The sequence below is a fragment of the Streptomyces sp. RGM 3693 genome (assembly GCF_050471125.1).
GTDB lineage: Bacteria > Actinomycetota > Actinomycetes > Streptomycetales > Streptomycetaceae > Streptomyces.
In genome coordinates, this window is sequence record NZ_JBMPPQ010000001.1 from 761,490 (window position 1) to 783,794 (window position 22,305).

Genomic DNA, 22,305 nt, shown 5'->3' on the forward strand with positions numbered 1-22,305 from the left:
GATCCGCCAAGGAGAAAGCCCAGTGACCGACCTCGCCTTCGGCGGAGCCTCGATCGACGGCGGCCTGTACACCTCTGTGACCGGCTTCGCCCAGCAGATGCCGCACTTCCTCAACTCCCTGGTCTCCTACTGGACCGACCTCGGGCTGGGGGTCTTCGCGCTGCTGATGTTGGTCGGCTGGTGGCGTGCCCGACAGCGGCTCGGCGGCAGCTCCCGCCGCCGGCTCGGCCGCGGGGAGGGGCGGCAGGCGGCCCCCGTGACGATGGCGATGGCGCTGGCCGTCCCCGTCATCGTGGTCTTCGCCTACGTGGCCAACGACGTGGTCAAGAGCTTCTTCCACGAGCAGCGCCCCTGCCAGACCCTGCACGTCATCACCGTCGAGCCGTGCCCGGGGCTCGGTGACTGGTCCTTCCCCAGCAACCACTCGGCGATCGCCGCCTCCGCGGCCATCGCCCTGCTCCTGCTGGACCGCCGGCTCGGCGCCATCGCCGTCCCGGCCGCGCTCCTGATGGGCGCCTCCCGGGTCTGGGTCGGCGCCCACTACCCGCACGACGTCGTGGTCGGCCTGGTCGTCGGCTCCCTGGTCGCCGCGGTCCTCATGCCGCTCGCCCGGCGCGCCGCGCCACTGGTCGAACGGGTCCGGGAGACCCCGCTGCGCCCGTTGGTCGCCGCCCGGTGACAGCCTCGGGGGCGCCGCCGGAACCAGCCGCCGGCCCACCGCGCGAGGGCACTCGCCGCGGCCCGCGCCTGGGCGCGCCCCCGAGCCACCTCCTGATCGCCGCGGCCCTGGGCGCCGCCCTCTTCACCGCCGTGGCCGTCACCGCGGCCGTCCGGCACGGCGCCCCGCTCGCCCCAGAACGGGCCGCCCTCCACTGGGCCACCGCCCACCGCGGGGAGTCGCTGCGCTCCCTGGCCGGCGCCCTGACCGCCACCGGCACCGGCGTCGTCCCCTACCTGATGGCGCTCCTCGCCGGCCTTCTGGCCGGCCGCGACACCCCCGGCCGGATCCGCGCGGCGCTCTGCGCGGCGCTCGTCCTCGCCGCCTGCCAGGCCGTCCGCTACGGCCTGATGGAGCTGTTCGCCCGGCCCCGCCCACCGTTCGCCGACTGGGCCGCCCGGGCCACCGGCTACTCCTTCCCCTCCGGCCACGCCACCACCTCCGCGCTGGCCGCCGGCATCCTGGCCTGGGGCGTGCTGCACCGCACCCGCCCCGGCACCGGCCGCCCATGGTGCGCCCTGCTCGCCCTCTGGGCCGTCGGCGTCGGCCTCACCCGCGTCTACCTGGGCGTCCACTGGGCCGGCGACGTGCTGGCCGGCTGGTTCCTGGCCGCCACCTTGCTGGCCCTCGCCCTGCTCCTCGACCCCCTGGCCGTGCCGCCCACCGGCCGCCCGGAAGCTCCCCCCAGCGCTTGGCCATGATTCCCCGACGATCGCCCCAGGTCTTCGCCAAGGCCGCATGGACCCCCGCCGTGCCGAGCACCACTGTCGTGGGCACCGGTGACCGCGCCCGACCGCCACCGGGCCCGCACCCGTACCTGCGTAGCACCAGGGGGACTGCCATGAACCAGTCGACGAGCTCCCCGCCCGCCGCCCGCCCGGCCACGTGGGCCGCCGCCCGCAACCGCTGCCCGGCCGCCGCGGCCGCCGATCCCACCCCGTGCGACGGCCCGCCCGACACGGCCACCCTCATCGACCGCCACGGCCGCGAAGTGGCCGGCTGCGTCCAGCACTGCGCCCGCCTCCTCCCCGGCCTCGACGGCGCCCGCGTCCACCCCTTCGCCCCCACCGCCCAGGCCCTGGACATCTACTCCCGCGCCAGCGAACTCCCACCGTTCGCCTGGGAGATCGGGCGGTAGGACCCGCCGACGCAAACGCCCCGGGCCCCGGCGAGGTACGACCTCACCGGGGCCCGGGGCGCCGGGTGCCGGGGCTCAGCACTCGATGATGTTCACCGCGAGGCCGCCGCGGGCGGTCTCCTTGTACTTGACGCTCATGTCGGCGCCGGTCTCCTTCATGGTCTTGATGACCTTGTCGAGGGAGACGTGGTGGCGGCCGTCGCCGCGCAGCGACATCCGGGCGGCGGTGACGGCCTTCACGGCGGCCATGCCGTTGCGCTCGATGCACGGGATCTGGACGAGGCCGCCGACCGGGTCGCAGGTCAGGCCGAGGTTGTGCTCCATGCCGATCTCGGCGGCGTTCTCGACCTGCTCGGGGCTGCCGCCGAGCACCTCGGCCAGGCCGCCGGCGGCCATCGAGCAGGCGGAGCCGACCTCGCCCTGGCAGCCGACCTCGGCGCCGGAGATCGAGGCGTTCTCCTTGAAGAGCATGCCGATGGCGCCCGCCGCGAGCAGGAAGCGGACCACCCCGTCCTCATCCGCACCCGGGACGAAGTTGACGTAGTAGTGCAGCACCGCGGGGATGATGCCGGCCGCGCCGTTGGTGGGGGCGGTCACCACCCGGCCGCCGGCGGCGTTCTCCTCGTTGACGGCCATGGCGTAGAGGGTGACCCACTCCATGGCGCGGGCGGCCGCGTCGCCCTCGGAGCGCAGCGCGCGGGCGGCGTTGGCGGCGCGGCGGCGGACCTTCAGGCCGCCGGGGAGGATGCCCTCACGGGCCATGCCGCGGCTGACGCAGCCCTGCATGACCTGCCAGATCTCCAGCAGGCCGGCGCGGATCTCCTCCTCGGTGCGCCATGCCTTCTCGTTCTCCAGCATCAGGGCGGAGATCGACAGGCCCGTTTCCCGGGAGAGTCGCAGCAGCTCGTCGCCGGTGCGGAAGGGGTGCGTCAGGACGGTGTCGTCGAGCTTGATCCGGTCCTCGCCGACCGCGTCCTCATCGACGACGAAGCCGCCGCCCACCGAGTAGTAGGTCTTCTCCAGCAGGGGGGCGCCCGCCGCGTCGTAGGCGAAGAGGGTCATGCCGTTGGCGTGGTACGGCAGCGACCGGCGGCGGTGCAGGATCAGCTGGGTGGACTCGTCGAAGTCGATCTCGTGCGCGGTGCCTATCTCGGCGCCGAGGAGGCGCAGCCGGCCGGTGGTGCGGATGCGCGCCACCTCGTCGTCGGCGGTCTCGACGTCGACGGTGCGCGGGGAGTGGCCCTCCAGGCCGAGCAGCACGGCCTTGGGGGTGCCGTGGCCGTGGCCGGTGGCGCCCAGCGAGCCGAACAGCTCGGCGCGCACCGAGACCGTCTGAGCGAGCAGACCGTCCTTCTTGAGCCGGCGGGCGAACATCCGGGCGGCCCGCAGGGGGCCGACGGTGTGGGAGCTGGACGGGCCGATGCCGATGGAGAAGAGGTCGAAGACGGAGATGGCCACGGGGGCGGACTCCCTTGTCTGCTCGTGGTGGACGGTGGAGCACATCGGGGCAGGATGGGGTGTTTCCGGCCCGGCTGTCGAGCGTAACCCGCTCGCGGGGGATTGCCGCCGGACGGGGTGCGGCGGGCGGGCGAAGAGGAGGTGAAACCGGACGGCGGCGGCGCCGAGGGGCGCGAGGGCGGGCGTCCGGGCACAGAGGGCGGGCCGGGGCCGGAGGTCCGGTGCGGGGCCCGGTGCGGCGGCGGGCCGGGGTGCGGCCCGCCGCCTGGTTACCGGGGGTGGTGGTGCCCCGGTAACCAGCCCGTCACAGCGACGGGTACAGCGGGAACTTCTCCGCCAGGGCCGTGACCCGGGCCTTGAGCGTCTCGCGGTCGTAGGTGGGCTTGAGCGCCTCGGCGATGATGTCGGCGACCTCGCGGAAGTCCTCGGCCTGGAAGCCGCGGGTGGCCAGGGCCGGGGTGCCGATCCGCAGGCCGGAGGTGACCATCGGGGGCCGCGGGTCGTTCGGGATGGCGTTGCGGTTGACGGTGATGCCGACCTCGTGGAGGCGGTCCTCGGCCTGCTGGCCGTCGAGAGCCGAGTCGCGCAGGTCGACCAGGACGAGGTGGACGTCGGTGCCGCCGGAGAGCACCGAGACGCCGTGCTCCTTGACGTCGTCCTGGATCAGGCGCTCGGCCAGGATCTTGGCGCCCTCAAGGGTGCGCTGCTGGCGCTCCTTGAACTCCTCGGACGCGGCGACCTTGAAGGACACGGCCTTGGCGGCGATCACGTGCTCCAGCGGGCCGCCCTGCTGACCCGGGAAGACGGCCGAGTTGATCTTCTTGGCCAGTTCCTGGGTGGAGAGGATGACGCCGCCCCGGGGGCCGCCCAGCGTCTTGTGCGTGGTGGTGGTCACGACGTGGGCGTGCGGTACGGGGGAGGGGTGCAGGCCCGCGGCCACCAGGCCGGCGAAGTGGGCCATGTCGACCATCAGGTACGCGCCGACCTCGTCCGCGATCCGGCGGAAGGCGGCGAAGTCGAGCTGGCGCGGGTAGGCGGACCAGCCGGCGACGATCAGCTTGGGGCGGTGCTCCTTGGCGAGGCGCTCGACCTCCTCCATGTCGACCAGGTTGGTCTTCTCGTCGACGTGGTAGGGCACCACGTTGTAGAGCTTGCCGGAGAAGTTGATCTTCATGCCGTGGGTGAGGTGCCCGCCGTGGGCGAGGCTCAGACCCAGGATGGTGTCGCCCGGCTTGATCAGCGCGAACATCGCGGCGGCGTTGGCCTGCGCGCCGGAGTGCGGCTGGACGTTGGCGGCCTCGGCGCCGAAGAGCGCCTTGATCCGGTCGATGGCGATCTGCTCGACGACGTCGACGTGCTCACAGCCGCCGTAGTAGCGGCGGCCCGGGTAGCCCTCGGCGTACTTGTTGGTGAGGACCGAGCCCTGGGCCTCCATGACGGCGACCGGGGCGAAGTTCTCCGACGCGATCATTTCGAGGGTGGACTGCTGACGGTGCAGCTCGGCGTCGACGGCGGCGGCGACGTCGGGGTCGAGCTCATGGAGGGAGCTGTTCAGAAGCGACATGAGACTTCCTGGAGAGAGGGGGAGCGGGCGGGGCGCCGCGGCCCCGCCCGTGCGGTGGCGGGGCCGGGGCCAGGGCACTCCCAGCGTGAGCTGGGGGAGTCAGCCGGCGGTGAAGGCGGTGTACTCGTCGACCGTGAGCAGGTCCTCCGGCTCACCGGTGATCTTCACCTTGAACAGCCAACCGCCCTCGAACGGGGCGGAGTTCGCCAGCGAGGGGTCGGCGACGACGTCCTCGTTGACCTCGGTGATCTCGCCGTCCACGGGCGAGTAGAGGTCGCTGACGGACTTGGTCGACTCCAGCTCGCCGCAGGACTCGCCCGCGGTGACGGTGGCCCCGACCTCGGGGAGCTGCACGAAGACGACGTCGCCGAGGGCGTTGGCCGCGTGCTCGGTGATGCCGACCGTCGAGACGCCGCCCTCGGCGTCCGACAGCCACTCGTGCTCCTTGCTGTAGCGCAGCTGCTGGGGGTTGTCCATGGCTTGATTCTCCTGTACGCGAGGGTGTGATCGTGAAGGGGGGCACCTCCCGGACGAAGTCCGGGGGGAGGGTCTTGCCCAGTGAGACACGTGATGCCGGACGCAAAGGCGCAGGTCCGCGGCGGGCACCGCGGCCGCGCCGGCGCCGCCTGCTACTTCTGCCGCTTGTAGAAGGGCAGCGCGATGACCTCGTACGGCTCGTGCGTGCCGCGGATGTCCACCCGGACGCCCTCCGTGCCCGGTGCGGCGTACCCGGCGTCGACGTAGGCGATGGCGATCGGCTTGCCGAGGGTCGGGGACGGCGCTCCCGAGGTGACCTCGCCGATCACCGTGCCGTCGGCCGCCACGACCGGGTAGCCGGCGCGCGGCACCCGGCGCCCCTCGGCGATCAGGCCGACCAGCTTGCGCGGCGGGTCCTGCTCGGCGCGCTCGGCGGCCGCCCGCAGCGCGGCGCGGCCGACGAAGTCGCCCTCCTTCTCGAACTTCACGACCCGGCCCAGGCCCGCGTCGAAGGGGGTGAGCGCGGTCGTCAGCTCGTGCCCGTACAGCGGCATCCCCGCCTCCAGGCGCAGGGTGTCGCGGCAGGACAGGCCGCACGGGATCAGGCCGACGTCCCGGCCCGCCTCGGTCAGCGCCGTCCACAGGGCGACCGCGTCCGCCGGCCGGACGAACAGCTCGAAGCCGTCCTCGCCGGTGTAGCCGGTCCGGGCGATGAGCACCTCGACGCCGGCGACCGTGCCGGGCAGCCCCGCGTAGTACTTCAGGCCGTCCAGGTCGGCGATGGGGGCACCTCCCTGGTCGAGCGAAGTCGAGACCTTGGGGGAGAGCTTCTTGAGGATGCCGGGGGACTCCGGGCCCTGCACCGCGATCAGCGCGTAGGCGTCCCGGTCGTCGCGGAGCGCGGCGTCGAAGCCCGCCTGCCGGCCGGTCAGCGCGTCCAGCACCACCTGGGCGTTGGAGGCATTGGCGACGACCATGAACTCGCGCTCGGCGAGCCGGTAGACGATCAGGTCGTCGAGGATGCCGCCGTCGGGACCGCAGATCATGGTGTAGCGGGCCCGGCCGACCTTGAGGGCGCCGATGTTGCCGACCAGCGCGTGGTCGAGGAGGGCACCGGCCTGCGGACCGGTGACGGTGATCTCGCCCATGTGGGAGAGGTCGAACAGGCCGGCGCGGGTGCGGACCGCGACATGCTCCTCGCGTTCGCTGCTGTAGCGCAGCGGCATGTCCCAGCCGGCGAAGTCGGTCATGGTCGCGCCGAGCGCGCGGTGCGTGGCATCCAGCGCGGTACGGCGAGGGGCATCAGTCATCGTTCGGGGCTCCCAGGCATGGGTGACAAGACGGTCTCCCCATCTGTCATCGGAACCTGAGAGGTTCACCGGGAGTCCGCGACCGGACCCGGTTTGCACCTTGGGTGGAGCCGCCCCCTTCAGCCGGGCCGCGACTCGCTTTTCAGATCTGCCTCGCCCGCGCGGTATAGGGGCCTGAGAGATTCAAGGGAGGACTTGCTCCTTCGGCGCCCCGCCGTGGCGGCCGGGGACTCTCCCGCGCGGATTCAAGCGGCCGGTATGCAGTTGGCTGGCTGTGCACGAGTGACCAGTGGTGTGCCCGTGGCGGCCACATCATTACACGGGATCGCCGGATACAGGAGCCCCGGCCGCCGCTCCGTGACCGGCCACCCGTACCGCGCCCGGCCGGCCGGGCCCGCCGCCGCGTCGCCCGTCGGCCCCGTCGGACCGTCAGATCCCTTGGTACGGACGGCTACCGCCTTGCTGCTCATTACCTTTTCTTGACACTCTGCGGGAAGGCCGGGTCCCGAACCCGACCTGAGCCGACGGGGAGGGGCGATCACGGTGCACAGCGAAGCGGCGTACGCGACGACGGCGGGGGTGGCACCGCCACAGCCCGCACCACAACCGGCGCCGCCCGCGCCCGCGGCGAAGCGCCGCCCCCGCCCCGCCGCCCGGTCCGACCGGCCCCGGATCATCGATCTGCGGGACGGCGCCCGCGCCGCCCGCACCGCGCTCCGTTTCCCGGCCGGCGACCTGATCGTGATCTCCGGGCTGCCCGGCAGCGGCAAGAGCACCCTGATGGGCCGGGTGGTGCCGCACCACGACGGCCGCGGCGCCCCGGTGCACCGCGTCGACTCCCAGGACGCCCGGGAACGCTGGGAGCGCGGCCGACTGCGCCGCCTCCCGTACGCGCTCTACCGCCCGCTGGTCCGGGTCGCGCACTATCTGGCGCTGCGCCGTGCGGTGCGCTCCGGCGGGAGTGTGGTGGTGCACGACTGCGGGACGCTGGCGTGGGTGCGCCGCTGGCTCTCCCGGGCGGTCCGGCGCGACGGCCGGGGGCTGCACCTGGTGCTGCTCGACGTACCGCCCGAGGCGGCGCTGACCGGCCAACGGGCGCGCGGCCGGGGGGTGTCGCGGTACGCCTTCGCCCGGCACCGCCGGGCGGTCCGCCGGCTGGTCGCCCGGGCCGAGGAGGCCCGGCTGCCGTCGGGCTTCGGCTCCGCGGTGCTGCTGGACCGGACCGCCGCCGGGGCCCTGGAGCGCGTCACGTTCGGCTGACCGGGCCGGGGCCGCCCGCACCCGGCCCCGCTCGCCCGACCATCGTGGCCACCGCCGGCTTCGGCGACCGGCGCTCCGCCCGTTAGGGTCTGACCCACCGGGCGGGCCTGTGGGCCCGCCCCCAGGGTCAGGGGCCGGGCAGCGCGGCCAGTAAGTGGGTGGGTGAGATGAACTATCCGGACAATTACCCGCAGCACGGCGGTCCGGTGTCGGGGGACCTCTCGGGCGCGGGGATACCGCAGCTGGCTTGGCCGGCCAACGAGCTGGAAGAGGTGCTGGCCGCGTCGGTCGGACACCCCGAGGCCGGCGGCCGGATCGTCGAGGTGCTGGGCCGCAGCCGGGTGTGGGTGCCGCTGCCCGAGGGCGGCGGCCCGGAGCGCGGCGGCCTCGGCGCGGCCGGTCTGGACCTGTCGACCGTCGAGATCGGCGGCGCCGCGTACGTCCCGGTCTTCAGCTCCGAGCAGGAGTTCCTGAAGGTCGTCGGCGCGCATCTGTCGTACACCGTCGCGCCCGCGCAGGAGTTCGCCCGCGGGCTGCCCCCGCTGCTGGGCATCGCGGTCAATCCGGGCGGCACCGTCGGTGTCCCGCTGCCGCCGCCCGCGGTGGCCGAACTGTGTCGGATCGGGTGGACGGATCCGGCCGGCCCGCAGGTCGGCGGCGCCCGGGTGCGGCTCTTCGAACCGGACTGGCAGGACGAGCCGGTGGACTTCCTGGCCGCCGCCGGCCTGGCGTTCTCCGGCGCCGGGTTCGTGCTGACCGCCCGGCGCACGCTGGCCAGCGTCGAGGGCGACACGCCGGCGCTCTTCGTCGGCGTGCAGATCGAGGTCGCTCCCGAGCGGCTGCACGACGGCAGCGCCCGCGACGAGGTGCTCGCGGCGCTGGGCCGGGCGCTGGGCCAGGTGCCGGTGCCCTGGCCGGTCCAACTCGTCCTGCTCGACATCGCCCAGGGCGACCCGGTCGCCGACTGGATGCTGGAGCGCGTGCGGCCCTTCTACACCCGGGACCACTCGTAAGCTGGTGGAACGACGGGCGGGCGCAGGCCCTGCCGGCAGAAGGGACGGACCACGTGAGCGCGGGTGCGCATCAGGGAGCGGCGGCGGCCGACCAGGTCGAGCAGATGCTGCGGCAGGTCTCGCCCGGGCGCTATGACGCCTACGAGGCGCTGCTTCAGGCCCTCGCACACGGACAGGTCTGGATGCTCCTGTGGCACGGCCGGGCCGGACAACCCGATGCGCAGTACGGGAACATGGAGGTCGACGGGCTGGGCTACGCCCCCTGTGTGACCTCCGCGGCCGAACTCGCCGCCTCCGGCTGGACCCGCGACCACGAACTCGTCACCGGCCCCGAGATCGCCGCCGCCCTCTTCCCCGACCGCTGGGGGCTGTGGCTGAATCCGCACGCTCCCGGCGGCGGGGTCGGCGTCCCCTGGCTCGACCTGCGCCGGATCGCCGCCGGCCTCGACCGCCTGCCCGCCGGCCCGCTGCGGATCTCCGAACCGGTCATCGACATCCCGCAGTTCTACGCCCTGCTCGCGCAGAACGCCCACCGGACGCTCCCGGTGCGGTCGTTGCGCCGCGCCTGGGTGCAACCCGCCCTCGGCGCCCCGTATCTGGCGATCGGGCTGGACCTGTACGACACCGGGCAGCCGTCGGTGGACGCCGCGCGGATGATGATCCAGCAGTCGATGGGCGCCGTGCCGGACGGGCTGCCGGTCTCCACGGTCGCCATGAACGACGAGTACGACCCGGTCGGGATGTGGATGCGGGCCTGCGCCCGTCCGTTCTTCGACCGCGACGGCTACGCCCAGCCGCCCGTGCCCGGCCCTACCTACGGTTACGGCTACCCCCGCCCGTACTGACGCCGGCGGGTGCCCGCGCGGCCCCGCCCGCTGTCGATCTTGGGGTGAATTCCCCCCATCCGCCCGGCGGTTGACGCCCCTTCCGGCCCTCCGGCGCACCGCTCAGTCCGCACCCCTGTTCGTATAACGGAAAGCCGCGGACCACATCACAGTTACGCATCCATTCACCGTCAGGGCTGGTGAGTGATCGCGAGTCGGATGAAGACTCCGGGCAGCGAGGACCTCGGTCCTTTGTACGAGCGTCATCCCCCACCGGCGTCAAGCGCACCTCAGGCACGTCCGCAGTGCCAACTCCCGCGAGACCCGGAGGGGATGGCGGCAGGGGAACACCAGTGACGCAGAGATCAGGCCGCTACCGCGGCTGGCACAGGCCGGCCACCCCGTCGGCCGGGAGGGGTTCTGAAGCACCGTGACCGCACCGATTGAGACCACCGGGGCGGCTGCTGAGGCGCAGCCGGAAGCGGTGCTGGAGGGCATGGAGAGCAAGCGGATCGAGGGGCGTTCGCTCGGCCAGATCGCGTGGCTGCGCTTCCGTCGCGACAAGGTCGCGATGGCGGGTGCCATCGTTGTCATCCTGCTCATCCTGATCGCCGCGCTCTCCCGTCCGCTCCAGGCGCTGTTCGGGCTGGACCCGAACCAGCCGCACCAAGATCTGATCGACCCCAACACCACCCTCCCCAAGGGCGACTTCGGCGGGATGAGCGCCGACCACCTCCTGGGCGTGGACCCCAAGTTCGGCCGCGATCTGCTCTCCCGGATCCTGGAGGGATCCTGGGTGTCGCTGCTGGTGGCGTTCGGCGCAACGCTGCTGTCGGTGGCCATCGGCACCGTCCTCGGCGTGATCGCCGGCTTCTACCGCGGGCGGGTGGACGCCTTCATCAGCCGGCTGATGGACGTCTTCCTGGCCTTCCCGCTGCTGCTGTTCGCCATCGCGATCTCCGCATCGCTGCAGGGCGGCGCGTTCGGCCTGGACGGCCTGCCGCTGCACATCTCGGTCCTGATCTTCGTGATCGGCTTCTTCAACTGGCCCTACATGGGCCGGATCGTGCGGGCCCAGACCCTGTCGCTGCGGGAGCGGGAGTTCGTCTCCGCCGCCCGCGGTCTGGGCGCCCGCGGGCCGTTCATCCTCTTCCGAGAACTCCTGCCCAACCTCGTGGGACCGATCATCGTCTACTCGACGCTGCTCATCCCCTCCAACATCCTCTTCGAGGCGGCGCTGAGCTTCCTGGGCGTCGGTATCCAGCCACCCCAGTCGTCCTGGGGCGGCACGCTCACCCAGGCGGTCAAGTACTACGAGGTCGATCCCCAATACATGATCGTCCCCGGCCTCGCGATCTTCGTCACCGTGCTCGCGTTCAACCTGCTCGGTGACGGTCTGAGGGACGCGTTGGACCCGCGCAGCCGGTGAGCGGCTGCCAGGCCCCTTGACCGGGCGCACACCTTTGTTACTGCCGTTTCGAATTGACGTTTCACGACGAACGAAGGGGACACCGAGCATCATGCGAAGGTCACTTCCGGTCGCGACTGTCGCGGCCATCACCAGTGCGGGCCTTTTGCTGGCCGGCTGCAGCGGAAAGGGTTCCTCCGACAGCTCGGCCGGGGCCAACGCTGCTACCAAGGGCGTCGTCAACGCCTCGGACGAGAAGGGGGGCACCGTCACCTACGCGATGAGCGACGCCCCCGAGTCCTTCGACCCGGGCAACACCTACTACGCCTTCGTCTACAACTTCAGCCGCCTGTACGCGCGCCCGCTCACCACCTTCAAGCCGGGTCCCGGCACCAAGGGCGAGCAACTCGCCCCGGACCTCGCCGAGTCGATGGGCAAGCCCAGCGACGGCGGCAAGACCTGGACGTACAAGCTGCGCAAGGGCGTGAAGTTCGACGACGGGACCCCCGTCACGTCCCAGGACGTCAAGTACGCGGTGGAGCGCAGCAACTTCGCCCGCGACACCCTCTCCCTGGGCCCGAACTACTTCCAGCAGTTCCTCCAGGACAACGACGGCGGCTACAAGGGCCCCTACAAGGACAAGAGCAAGGAAGGGCTCAAGTCCATAGAGACGCCCGACGCGCAGACCATCGTCTTCCACCTGAACAAGCCGTTCGCGGAGTTCGACTACCTGGTCAGCGCCCCGCAGACCGCCCCGGTCCCGCAGGCCCAGGACAAGGGCGCGGACTACACCAAGCACGTGGCGTCCACGGGCTCGTACAAGTTCGAGAGCTACCAGGAGGGCAAGCAGCTCACCCTGGTCCGCAACCCGCAGTGGTCGGCCGCGACCGACCCGCTGCGCAAGCAGCTGCCGGAGAAGATCGTCCTCAACCTGAAGGTCGCGCAGTCGACCATCGACAAGGACCTCCAGTCCGGTAACACCATGGTCGACATGGCCGGTCGCGGCGTCGATGGCCAGACCCAGGCCCAGCTGCTGACCGACCCCTCGCAGAAGGGCCACACCGACAACGCGCTCGGTCAGCGCCTGGTCTACACGGCGATCAACACCAAGGTCGCGCCGTTCGACAACGTCGAGTGCCGCAAGGCCGTCGAGTACGCCATCGACAAGAAGGCCGTGCAGACCGCGCTCGGCGGCCCGATCCGCGGTGACATCGCCTCCACGGTCCTGCCGACGGACATCGCCGGCTACCAGAAGTTCGACCTGTACCCGCAGAAGTACACCGGCGACAACCTGGACCTGACCGAGGCCAAGGCGCACTGGAAGAAGTGCGGTGCCGGCAACGTCAGCACCACGATCCTGGCGCGCAACGACCGCCAGGACGAGGTCGACGCGGCCACCTCGGTGATCGGCTCGCTGAAGAAGATCGGCGTCAACGCCAAGATCCAGTCGTACCCGACCAGCAAGTACTTCTCGGACTACGCCGGTGTGCCGGCGTTCACCAAGTCCAACAACGTCGGTCTGATGATGATGCAGTGGGGCGCCGACTTCCCCACCGGCTACGGCTACCTCCAGCAGATCCTGAACGGCAAGGCGATCAGCCAGTCCGGCAACTCCAACCTGTCCCAGCTGGACGACCCGGACATCAACAAGCTGCTCGACACCGCCATCGCCAACACCGACCAGGCCGCTCGCGAGAAGGCGTACGGGGACATCGACCGGAAGGCGATGGAGCAGGCGGCGATCGTCCCGCTGACCTACTTCAAGGTCCTGATGTACCGCTCGCCCAAGGCCACCAACATGGTGTCCACCTCGGCCTTCAGCGGTGAGTACGACTACCTCAACATCGGCGTCAAGAAGTAGCAGCCCTGGAAGGCAGGTGAAGGCATTGGTGCTCGCGGGCCGGACGCTCCCGGCCCGCGGCACCGGCGCCGCATCCCCGTGTTCTCGTACATCATCCGCAGGTTGATCAGCGCAGTAATCCTGTTGCTGATCGTCAGCGCGGTCACTTTCGGCATCTTCTTCCTGCTGCCGAAACTGGCCGGGCAGAGCACCGACCAGCTTGCCCAGCAGTACATCGGAAAGGCCCCCACGCCCGCGGACATCGCCGCGGTCAAGCAGAACCTCGGCCTGGACAAGCCCGTGTACGAGCAGTACTGGGACTTCATCAAGGGCATCTTCGTCGGCGTCGACTACAAGTTCGGACCGGACTCGGCCACCTGTCACGTGCCGTGCTTCGGTTACTCCTTCAAGACGCACATCGAGGTCTGGCCCGAGATCCAGTCCCGGCTCCCGGTGACCCTGTCGCTGGCCGCCGGTGCCGCGGTGCTGTGGGTCGTCTCCGGTGTCGCCACCGGTGTGCTCTCCGCGCTCCGCCCCGGTTCGGTCTTCGACCGGCTGGCGATGGGCGTGGCGTTGGCCGGCGTCTCGCTCCCGATGTTCTTCACCGGCGCGCTGGCGCTGGCCCTGTTCACCTACCAGTGGCCGCTCTTCGAACGCAGCGACTACGTGCCGCTGCTGGACGACCCGTTGGGCTGGGCCCGGACCCTGGTCCTGCCCTGGGTCACCCTGGCCTTCCTCTACTCGGCGCTCTACGCCCGGCTCACCCGGGCCGGCATGCTGGAGACGCTCAGCGAGGACTACATCCGCACCGCCCGCGCCAAGGGCCTGCGGGAGCGCCGGGTGGTGGTGCGGCACGGTCTGCGGGCCGCGCTCACCCCGATCATGACCGTCTTCGGCATGGACCTGGGGCTGCTGCTCGGTGGTGCGCTCATCACCGAACAGGTCTTCTCGCTCAAGGGAGTCGGCGCCTTCGCGGTGGACTCCATCAACGCCAACGACCTGCCGAACGTGCTCGGCGTCACGCTGCTCGCCGCGTTCTTCGTCGTCCTTTGCAACCTGGTGGTGGACCTTCTGTACGCCGCCGTCGACCCGCGGGTGAGGCTCTCGTGACCGACTCTTCCGAGGACAAGACCACGGCGGCCGAGAAGCCGGCCGCCGAGGAGCCGGCGAAGGCCGCAGAGCCGACGAAGGCCGAGGAGCCGGCGAAGGCCGAGGTGACCGGGGGCGAGTCCGCCGGGGCCGAGGCGACCGGGCCCGTCGCGGCCGGGACCCCCTCCGCCTTCCTCGAAGTGCGGGACCTGAAGGTGCACTTCGCCACCGACGACGGCCTGGTGAAGTCCGTCGACGGGCTGACCTTCAGCCTGGAGAAGGGCAAGACGCTCGGCATCGTCGGCGAGTCCGGCTCCGGCAAGTCGGTGACCTCGCTGGCGATCATGGGTCTGCACCGGGCCTCCCGCCAGCAGCGCAACAAGGTCCGGATGTCCGGCGAGATCTGGCTGGACGGCAAGGAGTTGGTCGGCGCCGACCCCGACGAGGTGCGTCGGCTGCGCGGCCGCGAGATGGCGATGATCTTCCAGGATCCACTGTCCGCACTGCACCCCTTCTACACGGTCGGCCAGCAGATCGTGGAGGCGTACCGGGTCCACCACGACGTCGACAAGAAGACCGCGCGCAAGCGGGCCGTCGAGATGCTCGACCGGGTCGGCATCCCGCAGCCCGACAAGCGGGTGGACGACCATCCGCACCAGTTCTCCGGCGGTATGCGCCAGCGCGCCATGATCGCGATGGCGCTGGTCAACAACCCCGAGCTGCTGATCGCGGACGAGCCCACCACTGCCCTGGACGTCACCGTCCAGGCGCAGATCCTGGACCTGATCCGCGATCTGCAGAAGGAGTTCGGCTCGGCGGTCATCATCATCACCCACGACCTGGGCGTGGTCGCCGAGATCGCCGACGACCTGCTGGTGATGTACGGCGGCCGGTGCGTGGAACGGGGCCCTTCGGACGAGGTGTTCGGCACCCCGCAGCACCCCTACACCTGGGGCCTGCTCGGCTCCATGCCGCGGATCGACCGTGACCAGACCGAACGGCTGATCCCGGTCAAGGGCTCGCCGCCCAGCCTGATCAACGTGCCGTCCGGCTGTGCCTTCAACCCCCGTTGCCCGTACGCGGACGTCCCCAAGGACGACGTCACCCGCACGGTGCGCCCCGAACTGCAGCAGGTCGACGGCCGGCACTTCTCGGCCTGCCACCTGCCGCAGGAGGAGCGGCAGCGTATCTGGACCGAAGAGATTGCGCCGAAGCTGTGACCGAGACCAACGAGACGACCGAGACGACCGAGGCCAACGAGGCGGCCGGGACGACCGAGGCCAACGAGGCGGCCAAGGCGACCGAGACGGCCGAGACGACCGAGAGCGCCCCGGCCACCGGGAACCCGACGCAGGACCGGCCGCTGCTCAAGGTCCGCGGCCTGGTCCGGCACTTCCCGATCACCAAGGGCCTGCTCAAGCGCACGGTCGGCGCCGTCCAGGCGGTCGACGGGATCGACTTCGACGTCTTCGCCGGGGAGACCCTGGGCGTGGTCGGCGAGTCCGGCTGCGGCAAGTCGACGATGGGTCGGCTGATCACCCGGCTCGACGAACCGACCGGCGGCGCCATCGAGTTCGAGGGGCAGGACATCACCCACCTGTCCGCGGGCAAGCTGCGCCCGCTCCGCCGCGACGTCCAGATGATCTTCCAGGACCCGTACGGTTCGCTGAACCCGCGGCACACCATCGGCGGGATCGTCTCCACCCCCTTCCGGCTCCAGGGCGTCGAGCCCGAGGGCGGGGTCAAGAAGGAGGTGCAGCGGCTGCTGGAGCTGGTGGGCCTGAGCCCGGAGCACTACAACCGCTATCCGCACGAGTTCTCCGGCGGTCAGCGCCAGCGCATCGGGATCGCCCGGGCGCTGGCCCTCAAGCCCAAGCTGGTGGTCGCCGACGAGCCGGTCTCCGCCCTCGACGTCTCCATCCAGGCCCAGGTCGTCAACCTCATGGACGACCTCCAGCAGGAGCTGGGCCTGACCTACGTCATCATCGCCCACGACCTCTCGGTCATCCGGCACGTCTCGGACCGGATCGCGGTGATGTACCTCGGCAAGATCGTCGAACTGGCCGACCGCGACGCGCTGTACGCGTCGCCGAGGCACCCGTACACCAAGGCGCTGCTCTCGGCCGTGCCGGTGCCGGACCCCAAGCGGCGCACCAAGCGCGACCGGATCCTGCTCAAGGGCGACGTCCCCTCGCCGATCAACCCGCCGTCCGGCTGCCGGTTCCGCACCCGCTGCTGGAAGGCGACGGAGGAGTGCACCACCACCGAGCCGCCGCTGGTCCAGCTGCGGACCGGGCACCAGGTGGCCTGCCACCACCCCGAGGACGGAGCAGACAACTCCGGTGCGGCGACCGAAAGTTCGGGCGGTAAGGCATCAACCGGGCAGTAACGCCTGACGACTTGGCAAAGTCGCTGGTGAAGACGGGCGGGAGAGTGCAGAGTCGGCGCGGTTGTTCTTCTTGCATCCGCGTACCCGAAGGGACGGCTCATGGCACTCTCCCGTTCTGCGCGTCGCTCTTCCCGCTGGCTCGCCCTGGCCACCGCGGTGGCCTCGGCCGCCACCATCGCCGCGGCCCCGGCGGCCTCGCCGGGCGCCCCCGGCATCGGTGACCCCTACTTCCCCAACCTGGGCAACGGCGGCTACACGCCCCTCCACTACGACCTGGGCGTCAGCTACCACCCGGACTCCGGCCGGCTCGACGGCCGGGCCACGGTGTCCGCCCGGGCCACCCAGAACCTCTCCTCGTTCGACCTGGACCTCCAGAAGCTGACCGTCGACCAGGTCCGGGTCGACGGCCGCCCCGCCCGCTTCTCCAGAACCGGCGACGAACTCGTCGTCCGACCCGGCCGCCCGCTCTCCCGCGGCGAACGCTTCGCCGTCACCGTCGTCTACCACGGCGTCCCCCAGCCGCTCAGCGGCCCGATCGTCTTCGGCTCCCAGTACGGCTGGATGAAGACCAAGGACGGGGTGTTCGTGGCCTGCGAGCCGAACGCCGCCTCGACGTGGTTCCCCTCCAGCGACCACCCGGACGAGAAGGCCACCTACGACATCCGGATCGACGCCCCCAAGGGCCTGACCGGGGTCTCCAACGGGCGGCTGGTCGGCACCGGCGAACACGGCGACCGGGCCTGGTTCCACTGGCGCGAGAGCCGCCCGATGGCGCCGTACCTGGCCACCGCCACCATCGGGAAGTTCGACGTCCGCACCGGCACCACCCCGGGCGGCACCCCCATCTACGTCGCCACCGACCCGACCCTCCCGACCGGCAAGGTCGACGTCTACGGCGTCACCGCGGAGGCCACCGACTACTGGTCGAAGATCTTTGGGCCGTACCCCTTCGAGGAGACCGGCGCGATCGTGGACGACATGCCGCAGGCCGGCTTCTCCTTGGAGGTGCAGTCCAAACCGGCCTACTCGGCGGTCCGCAGCGAGACCACCATCGTCCACGAACTGGCCCACCAGTGGTTCGGCGACTCGGTCTCGGTCCGGCAGTGGAAGGACATCTGGCTCAACGAGGGCTTCGCCACCTACGCCCAGTGGCTGTGGGCCGAGCACCGCGGCACCACCACCGCCCACGACGCGTTCCGCAAGGCGTACGCGGCCGCCCCAGCCGACGACGCCTTCTGGAAGATCAAGGTCTCCGACCCGCAGCGGGACACCATGTTCTCCGACGCGGTCTACGAGCGCGGCGCCATGACCCTCCAGGCGCTGCGCGAACGCATCGGCGACCGGGCGTTCTTCCGGCTGCTGCCGGCCTGGACCGCCCGGCACCGCTACGGCAACGCGGACACCGCCGACTTCATCGCGCTGGCCGAGAAGGTCTCCGGGCAGCGGCTCGGGGACCTCTTCCACACCTGGCTGGACACCCAGAGCCGCCCCGCGCTGCCGGGGGAGTGACCGGCTACTCGGCGCCGGCGGCAGCGTCCTTCTGGCCCTTCGGGTCCTTCTGGTCCTTTCGGCCCCGGTCGCGCAGCTGCTGCGGCCGGGGCAGGTGCAGCCCCAGATAGAGCGCTCCCATCCGGAGTGCGAACACCAACCCCGCCGAGACCACTGCGGCGGGGTTGGCCCCGGCCCCGAGGCGGTCCATCAGCAGGTAGCAGCAGGCACCGGCCAGCGCCGCGATGGCGTAGACGTCCTCCCGCAGCAGCAGCGGCGGGAACTCCCCGCACAGCACATCGCGGATCACCTCGCCGGCGACGCCGGTCAGCACCGCCAGGATGACCACCGCGAGCGGGGTGGCACCCGCCGAGATCGCCGCCCGGGCCCCGATCACCGTGACCACGGAGAGCCCGATCGCGTCGACCACCAGCAGCGATTTGCGCGGCAGCGACCAGAAGCGCAGATAGACCATGGTGCCCACGCCGACGCAGATGATCACCGTCAGCAGTACCCAGTCGTGCGTCCAGTACAGCGGCCGGCGGTCCAGGATCAGATCGCGCAGCGTGCCGCCGGAGATGGAGGCGGCGAACGCCAGGACCAGACCGCCGAACGGATCCATGTTGGCGCGGTAGGCCGCCAGCACGCCGCTCGCGGCGAAGGCCGCGACCCCGATCAGGTAGAGCACATGAAGCATGCGGTCATGATGACAGCAGCGGAGTGGATCGCTCTGGCCGCGTTCCTCACCCGGCCCCCGCCCGTTCCTTGAATTTGACACTACCGGTCGGTAATAAATCCGTGTAGCGTGCCGCCATGGCATCGGTGACCGCAGGAAACAGCGAGTTCGACCGCGACACCGCGGTCACCCGGAGCGCCCCGGGCGTCTACGACACCCACCTCTCCGCGGGCTGGACGATCATCAACGCGGTCAACGGCGGCTACCTCCTCGCCCTGATGGGCCGCGCCCTGGGCGACGCGCTCCCGCACCCGGACCCGCTCACCATCACCGCGCACTACCTCACGGCCTCCGCCCCCGGCCCCGCGGTCGTCCGCACGGACGTGGTCCGCACCGGCCGCACCCTGTCCACCGGCACCGCCACCCTCGTCCAGTTCGCCGACGACGGCACCGAGGTCGAGCGGATGCGGGTGCTCGCCACCTACGGTGACCTCGCCGCCCTCCCCGACGACGTCCGCACCACCGCCAAGCCCCCGGCCCTCCCGCCCTACGAGCACTGCCTGGGCACGGACAGCGCGCCCGGCGACCGGCCGGCCATCCCCGGCAGCACCGCGATCGCCGAGCGGCTGGACATCCGGCTCGACCCGGCGACCGTGGGCTGGGCGGTGGGCGCCCCGTCCGGCAAGGGCGAGATGCGCGGCTGGTTCGGCCTGGCCGACGGCCGCGAGCCCGACCCGCTCTCCCTCCTCCTGACCGTCGACGCCCTGCCGCCCACCGCCTTCGAGCTGGGTCTGCGCGGCTGGGTCCCCACCGTCGAGTTGACCTGTCACGTCCGCCACCGCCCGGCGCCCGGCCCGCTCCGGGTGTCCATCACCACCCGCAACCTGGCCGGCGGCTTCCTGGAGGAGGACGCCGAGGTCTGGGACTCCGCGGACCGGCTGGTCGCCCAGTCCCGCCAGCTGGCCCGCACGGTCCTGGTGAAGTAGCCGGACGCCCCCGGCTACCCCACGAACTCCCGCAGCGCCACCGCCAGTTCGCCCGGTGCGTCCTCCTGCGCCAGGTGGCCCGCGCCCTCGATCAGCCGCAGCCGCGCCCCGGGGATGCGGGCCGCCAGTTCGTGCCCCTTGGCGACCGGGATCCAGGTGTCCTCAGTGCCCCAACAGATCAGCACCGGCACCGCGATCTCCCCGTACCGCCCGGCCACCTCGTCGGTGAACCGCTGGTCGTTCTGCTCGATCTGCCGGTAGAACGCGGCCTGCCCCTGGCCGGGAACTGGCGGGTCGGTGAACTCCCGCACCGGCGCCGGGCGCTGAGTCAGGCCGCCCGTCCCGCGTGGATGACGATGACCGTCACCGTGGTGTCGCTGATTTCGTAGAGGGCGCGATATCTGCCGCTGTGGATACGGCGCAGGTCCGGTGAGCCATAGGGGATCGACCCTTCAGGCCGCGGGCACTTCGCTAACAGGTCGATGGAGACGAAGAGCTGGCTTGACATGCTCCCTGGCCTAAAGTCCAGGGATTCCGGCCTGGGTCGTCTGACCCTTCCGGGGGCTTCCTGCTTCACCGCGCTGCGCGGGCACGTGTGCCCGTCTTACCGGCGCTCCACAGGCGTTTAGCGTCTTCGCCCGTCCGGCGGCGACGATACGGCGTCCTTCGAAGAGGACATTGCGGGCTGCGTTGTGGTCGCGGTCGTGCACCGTGCCGCACTCTGCGCACGCCCACTCACGGACGTGGAGAGGCTTCGGGCCGTCCCGGAATCCGCAGGCCGAGCAGACCTGAGAGGAGGGGAAGGCCCGGTCCACCTTGGAGAAGGTTCGGCCGTGCTTGACCGCTTTGTACTCCAGCATGCCGACGAACGCGGACCATCCCGCGTCGTGCACGGACTTGGCGAGAGGGGTGCGTGCGAGACCGGACACCGCGAGGTCTTCCACATACACCGCTTGGTTGTCGCGGATGATCTGTGTGGATGCCTTGTGGTGCCAGTCCCGGCGCCGGTCCGCCACCTTGGCGTGCTGGCGTGCGACCTTGATTCGGGCCTTGGCCCGGTTCTTCGATCCCTTGGCCTTGCGGGACAGCTCCCGCTGAAGGCGCTTGAGCTTCTTCTCGGCCCGGCGCAGGAAGCGGGGGCTGTTGATCTTGCTGCCGTCGGACAGGACGGCGAAGGCGGACAGGCCGAGGTCGATACCGGTGTCGGTCTCCAGGTCGGGGAGGATGTCCGGCTCGGTGTCCACGACGAAGCTCCAGGAAGTACCGGCCGGAGCTGTCTTTGGTGACGGTCAGGGATGTGGGTGCGGCCGGAAGTGCGCGGGACCACGTGACCTTGAGGTCACCGACCTTGGCCACGTACACCGTGTCGTCGTCCTGGAGGGAGAAGGCGTTGGTGTTGAGGCGGATCGACTGCCGGGTGTCTTTCTTCGATTTGTAGCGGGGAGGGCCGACCTTCCGGCCCTGCCGCTTGCCCTTGATCGAGTCGAAGAAGTTCTTGTAGGCGGTGTCCAGATCCCGCAGAGACTGTTGCAGGACGACCGCCGACACATCGGCGAGCCAGGCACGTTCCTCAGTGCGCTTGGCCTGGGTGATGCGAAGCCGGGACAGCTCGGCCGACTTCACGTACGGCAGCCCCGCGGCGTGCGCTTCCTTCCGGTCGCGCAGGCAGTCGTTCCACACCACGCGGGCGCACCCGAACGCACTCGCCAGCGCACGGCGCTGGGAGGCATCCGGGTAGGCCCGGTAGTTGTAGCGGAGCTGCATGACCAAGATCCTACTACGATTGGTCTCAGGGGTGAGCTAAACGATTACAGGCGTGGCGGGCATGTGGTTTCGGCGATGCACGTGCACTTGGTCTTTGTGACGAAGTACCGGCGCGGAGTGTTCAACGACGAGATGCTGACGCGCTGCGAAGAGATCATGCGCAAGGTCTGCGAGGACTTCGAAGCGGAGCTGAAGGAGTTCAACGGCGAGCGCGATCACGTCCACCTCCTGGTGCACTACCCGCCGAAGGTCGCCGTCTCCAAGCTGGTCAACAGCCTCAAGGGCGTCTCCGCCCGGCGGATACGGCAGGAGTTCACCGGCAGGATCAACCGCGCCATCATGCACGGGCACCTGTGGTCGCCCTCCTACTTCTCCGCGTCGTGCGACGGTGCGCCGTTGGCGATCGTCCGCCAGTACATCGAGCAGCAGAAACGTCCGCTCTAAGTGCACGTCAGAGCAGTCTTGAGATGCATTCATCCCCGGCGTGAACGCCGGAGCTTTCTGCAAGGAACCCGGTAAGCCCTCGGGGCCGTCCTTGAGGAACAGGGCGGCCGCGTCCAGTGCGGGCTCGTCTCAGATGACGTCGTAGCTCACTCACGTTCCAGGCCGAGACGCGCGCGTACTTCGTCGTGAGACACGCCATGGATGGCGCCGGCCGCCTGCCGGGCCCGGTATTCGGCGAGGGCGAGAGCGTCCTCGATGTCGGCCAGCTCCTGGGGGTTTATCAGCACTGCGGCGGGCTGGCCGTGATCAGTGATGGTGATGCGCTCGCGGGCGAGCGCGGTCCGGCGGGCGAGCGAACCGAAGCGGGCCCGGGCCTCGGTCATCGCGTAGGTCTCAGTCATGTACAGAACTGTACAATTCTGTCAATTCCCGGGGTAGAGAGTGCACCTTAGGGAATGC

General features: G+C 70.8%; 22 protein-coding genes, 1 pseudogene and 1 riboswitch. Of the genes and pseudogenes, 14 read left to right on the forward strand and 9 right to left on the reverse strand.

What is annotated here, in order from left to right:
• Positions 1-22: 22 nt before the first annotated feature.
• The 3 genes from ACO0M4_RS03195 (at position 23) to ACO0M4_RS03205 (ending at position 1,856) form a co-directional block, all read left to right on the forward strand.
• On the forward strand, positions 23-679 hold the full coding sequence (locus ACO0M4_RS03195) for a phosphatase PAP2 family protein (RefSeq protein WP_430368055.1): 657 nt from the start codon (positions 23-25) through the stop codon (positions 677-679).
• The gene (locus tag ACO0M4_RS03200; protein WP_430368056.1) at positions 676-1,419 is read left to right on the forward strand and encodes a phosphatase PAP2 family protein; all 744 of its coding nucleotides are present in this window, start codon (positions 676-678) and stop codon (positions 1,417-1,419) included. The genes ACO0M4_RS03195 and ACO0M4_RS03200 overlap by 4 nt, the downstream gene beginning before the upstream one ends.
• A gap of 140 nt (positions 1,420-1,559) precedes the next feature.
• Entirely contained in the window at positions 1,560-1,856 is a 297-nt protein-coding gene (locus tag ACO0M4_RS03205; protein WP_430368057.1) for a hypothetical protein, read from the forward strand.
• A 75-nt stretch (positions 1,857-1,931) separates the two neighbouring features.
• On the opposite strand, the gene ACO0M4_RS03210 is transcribed toward ACO0M4_RS03205, so the two are convergent.
• From ACO0M4_RS03210 to gcvT, 4 genes are all read right to left on the reverse strand, one after another.
• Entirely contained in the window at positions 1,932-3,314 is a 1,383-nt protein-coding gene (locus ACO0M4_RS03210; RefSeq protein WP_430371220.1) for an L-serine ammonia-lyase, read from the reverse strand.
• 304 nt (positions 3,315-3,618) lie between these two features.
• Positions 3,619-4,878 carry a serine hydroxymethyltransferase gene (glyA, locus tag ACO0M4_RS03215; protein ID WP_430368059.1) on the reverse strand — a complete coding sequence of 420 codons (1,260 nt, stop codon included), beginning with the start codon at positions 4,876-4,878 and terminating at the stop codon, positions 3,619-3,621.
• A 99-nt stretch (positions 4,879-4,977) separates the two neighbouring features.
• Positions 4,978-5,355 carry a glycine cleavage system protein GcvH gene (gcvH, locus tag ACO0M4_RS03220; RefSeq protein ID WP_430368061.1) on the reverse strand — a complete coding sequence of 126 codons (378 nt, stop codon included), beginning with the start codon at positions 5,353-5,355 and terminating at the stop codon, positions 4,978-4,980.
• Between the two features lie 152 nt (positions 5,356-5,507).
• Positions 5,508-6,665 (reverse strand): glycine cleavage system aminomethyltransferase GcvT, encoded by a 1,158-nt coding sequence (gene gcvT, locus ACO0M4_RS03225; RefSeq protein ID WP_430368063.1) that lies wholly within the window; start codon positions 6,663-6,665, stop codon positions 5,508-5,510.
• 152 nt (positions 6,666-6,817) lie between these two features.
• Positions 6,818-6,913: riboswitch (glycine riboswitch) on the reverse strand.
• 289 nt (positions 6,914-7,202) lie between these two features.
• Here gcvT and ACO0M4_RS03230 point away from each other — a divergent pair.
• The 9 genes from ACO0M4_RS03230 to ACO0M4_RS03270 all read left to right on the forward strand — a co-directional run bounded on the left by ACO0M4_RS03230 (position 7,203) and on the right by ACO0M4_RS03270 (position 17,997).
• A complete protein-coding gene (locus tag ACO0M4_RS03230; RefSeq protein WP_430371221.1) occupies positions 7,203-7,925 on the forward strand; it encodes an AAA family ATPase in 723 nt (240 codons plus the stop codon).
• Positions 7,926-8,092: 167 nt separating this feature from the next.
• Entirely contained in the window at positions 8,093-8,938 is an 846-nt protein-coding gene (locus tag ACO0M4_RS03235) for an enhanced serine sensitivity protein SseB (RefSeq protein WP_430368065.1), read from the forward strand.
• Between the two features lie 53 nt (positions 8,939-8,991).
• Positions 8,992-9,783: an enhanced serine sensitivity protein SseB C-terminal domain-containing protein gene (locus ACO0M4_RS03240; RefSeq protein ID WP_430368066.1), complete on the forward strand. Its 792-nt coding sequence runs from the start codon at positions 8,992-8,994 to the stop codon at positions 9,781-9,783.
• A gap of 409 nt (positions 9,784-10,192) precedes the next feature.
• On the forward strand, positions 10,193-11,191 hold the full coding sequence (locus ACO0M4_RS03245) for an ABC transporter permease (RefSeq protein WP_430368068.1): 999 nt from the start codon (positions 10,193-10,195) through the stop codon (positions 11,189-11,191).
• Between the two features lie 91 nt (positions 11,192-11,282).
• The gene (locus ACO0M4_RS03250) at positions 11,283-13,031 is read left to right on the forward strand and encodes an ABC transporter substrate-binding protein (protein ID WP_430368070.1); all 1,749 of its coding nucleotides are present in this window, start codon (positions 11,283-11,285) and stop codon (positions 13,029-13,031) included.
• A gap of 78 nt (positions 13,032-13,109) precedes the next feature.
• Complete coding sequence (locus tag ACO0M4_RS03255) at positions 13,110-14,120, forward strand: ABC transporter permease (protein WP_430368072.1); 1,011 nt, start codon at positions 13,110-13,112, stop codon at positions 14,118-14,120.
• A 104-nt stretch (positions 14,121-14,224) separates the two neighbouring features.
• Positions 14,225-15,319 carry an ABC transporter ATP-binding protein gene (locus ACO0M4_RS03260; RefSeq protein ID WP_430371222.1) on the forward strand — a complete coding sequence of 365 codons (1,095 nt, stop codon included), beginning with the start codon at positions 14,225-14,227 and terminating at the stop codon, positions 15,317-15,319.
• On the forward strand, positions 15,316-16,488 hold the full coding sequence (locus ACO0M4_RS03265) for an ABC transporter ATP-binding protein (RefSeq protein ID WP_430368073.1): 1,173 nt from the start codon (positions 15,316-15,318) through the stop codon (positions 16,486-16,488). The genes ACO0M4_RS03260 and ACO0M4_RS03265 overlap by 4 nt, the downstream gene beginning before the upstream one ends.
• Positions 16,489-16,587: 99 nt before the next feature.
• Complete coding sequence (locus ACO0M4_RS03270; protein ID WP_430368075.1) at positions 16,588-17,997, forward strand: M1 family metallopeptidase; 1,410 nt, start codon at positions 16,588-16,590, stop codon at positions 17,995-17,997.
• Between the two features lie 4 nt (positions 17,998-18,001).
• On the opposite strand, the gene ACO0M4_RS03275 is transcribed toward ACO0M4_RS03270, so the two are convergent.
• Positions 18,002-18,673: a trimeric intracellular cation channel family protein gene (locus tag ACO0M4_RS03275; protein ID WP_430368077.1), complete on the reverse strand. Its 672-nt coding sequence runs from the start codon at positions 18,671-18,673 to the stop codon at positions 18,002-18,004.
• Between the two features lie 116 nt (positions 18,674-18,789).
• Between ACO0M4_RS03275 and ACO0M4_RS03280 the strand changes: the two genes are divergently transcribed.
• On the forward strand, positions 18,790-19,638 hold the full coding sequence (locus ACO0M4_RS03280; protein WP_430368079.1) for a thioesterase family protein: 849 nt from the start codon (positions 18,790-18,792) through the stop codon (positions 19,636-19,638).
• 14 nt (positions 19,639-19,652) lie between these two features.
• On the opposite strand, the gene ACO0M4_RS03285 is transcribed toward ACO0M4_RS03280, so the two are convergent.
• The 3 genes and pseudogenes from ACO0M4_RS03285 to ACO0M4_RS03295 all read right to left on the reverse strand — a co-directional run bounded on the left by ACO0M4_RS03285 (position 19,653) and on the right by ACO0M4_RS03295 (position 21,402).
• Entirely contained in the window at positions 19,653-20,039 is a 387-nt protein-coding gene (locus ACO0M4_RS03285) for an alpha/beta fold hydrolase (RefSeq protein WP_430371224.1), read from the reverse strand.
• The gene (locus ACO0M4_RS03290; protein ID WP_430368081.1) at positions 19,967-20,146 is read right to left on the reverse strand and encodes a type II toxin-antitoxin system RelE family toxin; all 180 of its coding nucleotides are present in this window, start codon (positions 20,144-20,146) and stop codon (positions 19,967-19,969) included. Before ACO0M4_RS03290 ends, ACO0M4_RS03285 begins: the two co-directional genes overlap by 73 nt.
• A gap of 10 nt (positions 20,147-20,156) precedes the next feature.
• Positions 20,157-21,402, reverse strand: a pseudogene (locus ACO0M4_RS03295) (RNA-guided endonuclease InsQ/TnpB family protein).
• A gap of 18 nt (positions 21,403-21,420) precedes the next feature.
• On the opposite strand from ACO0M4_RS03295, the gene tnpA reads away from it, so the two are divergent.
• Complete coding sequence (tnpA, locus tag ACO0M4_RS03300; RefSeq protein ID WP_430371225.1) at positions 21,421-21,846, forward strand: IS200/IS605 family transposase; 426 nt, start codon at positions 21,421-21,423, stop codon at positions 21,844-21,846.
• A 146-nt stretch (positions 21,847-21,992) separates the two neighbouring features.
• Here the strand turns inward: tnpA and ACO0M4_RS03305 are convergent, their stop codons facing one another.
• Complete coding sequence (locus ACO0M4_RS03305) at positions 21,993-22,247, reverse strand: type II toxin-antitoxin system Phd/YefM family antitoxin (RefSeq protein WP_430368083.1); 255 nt, start codon at positions 22,245-22,247, stop codon at positions 21,993-21,995.
• Positions 22,248-22,305: the final 58 nt, after the last annotated feature.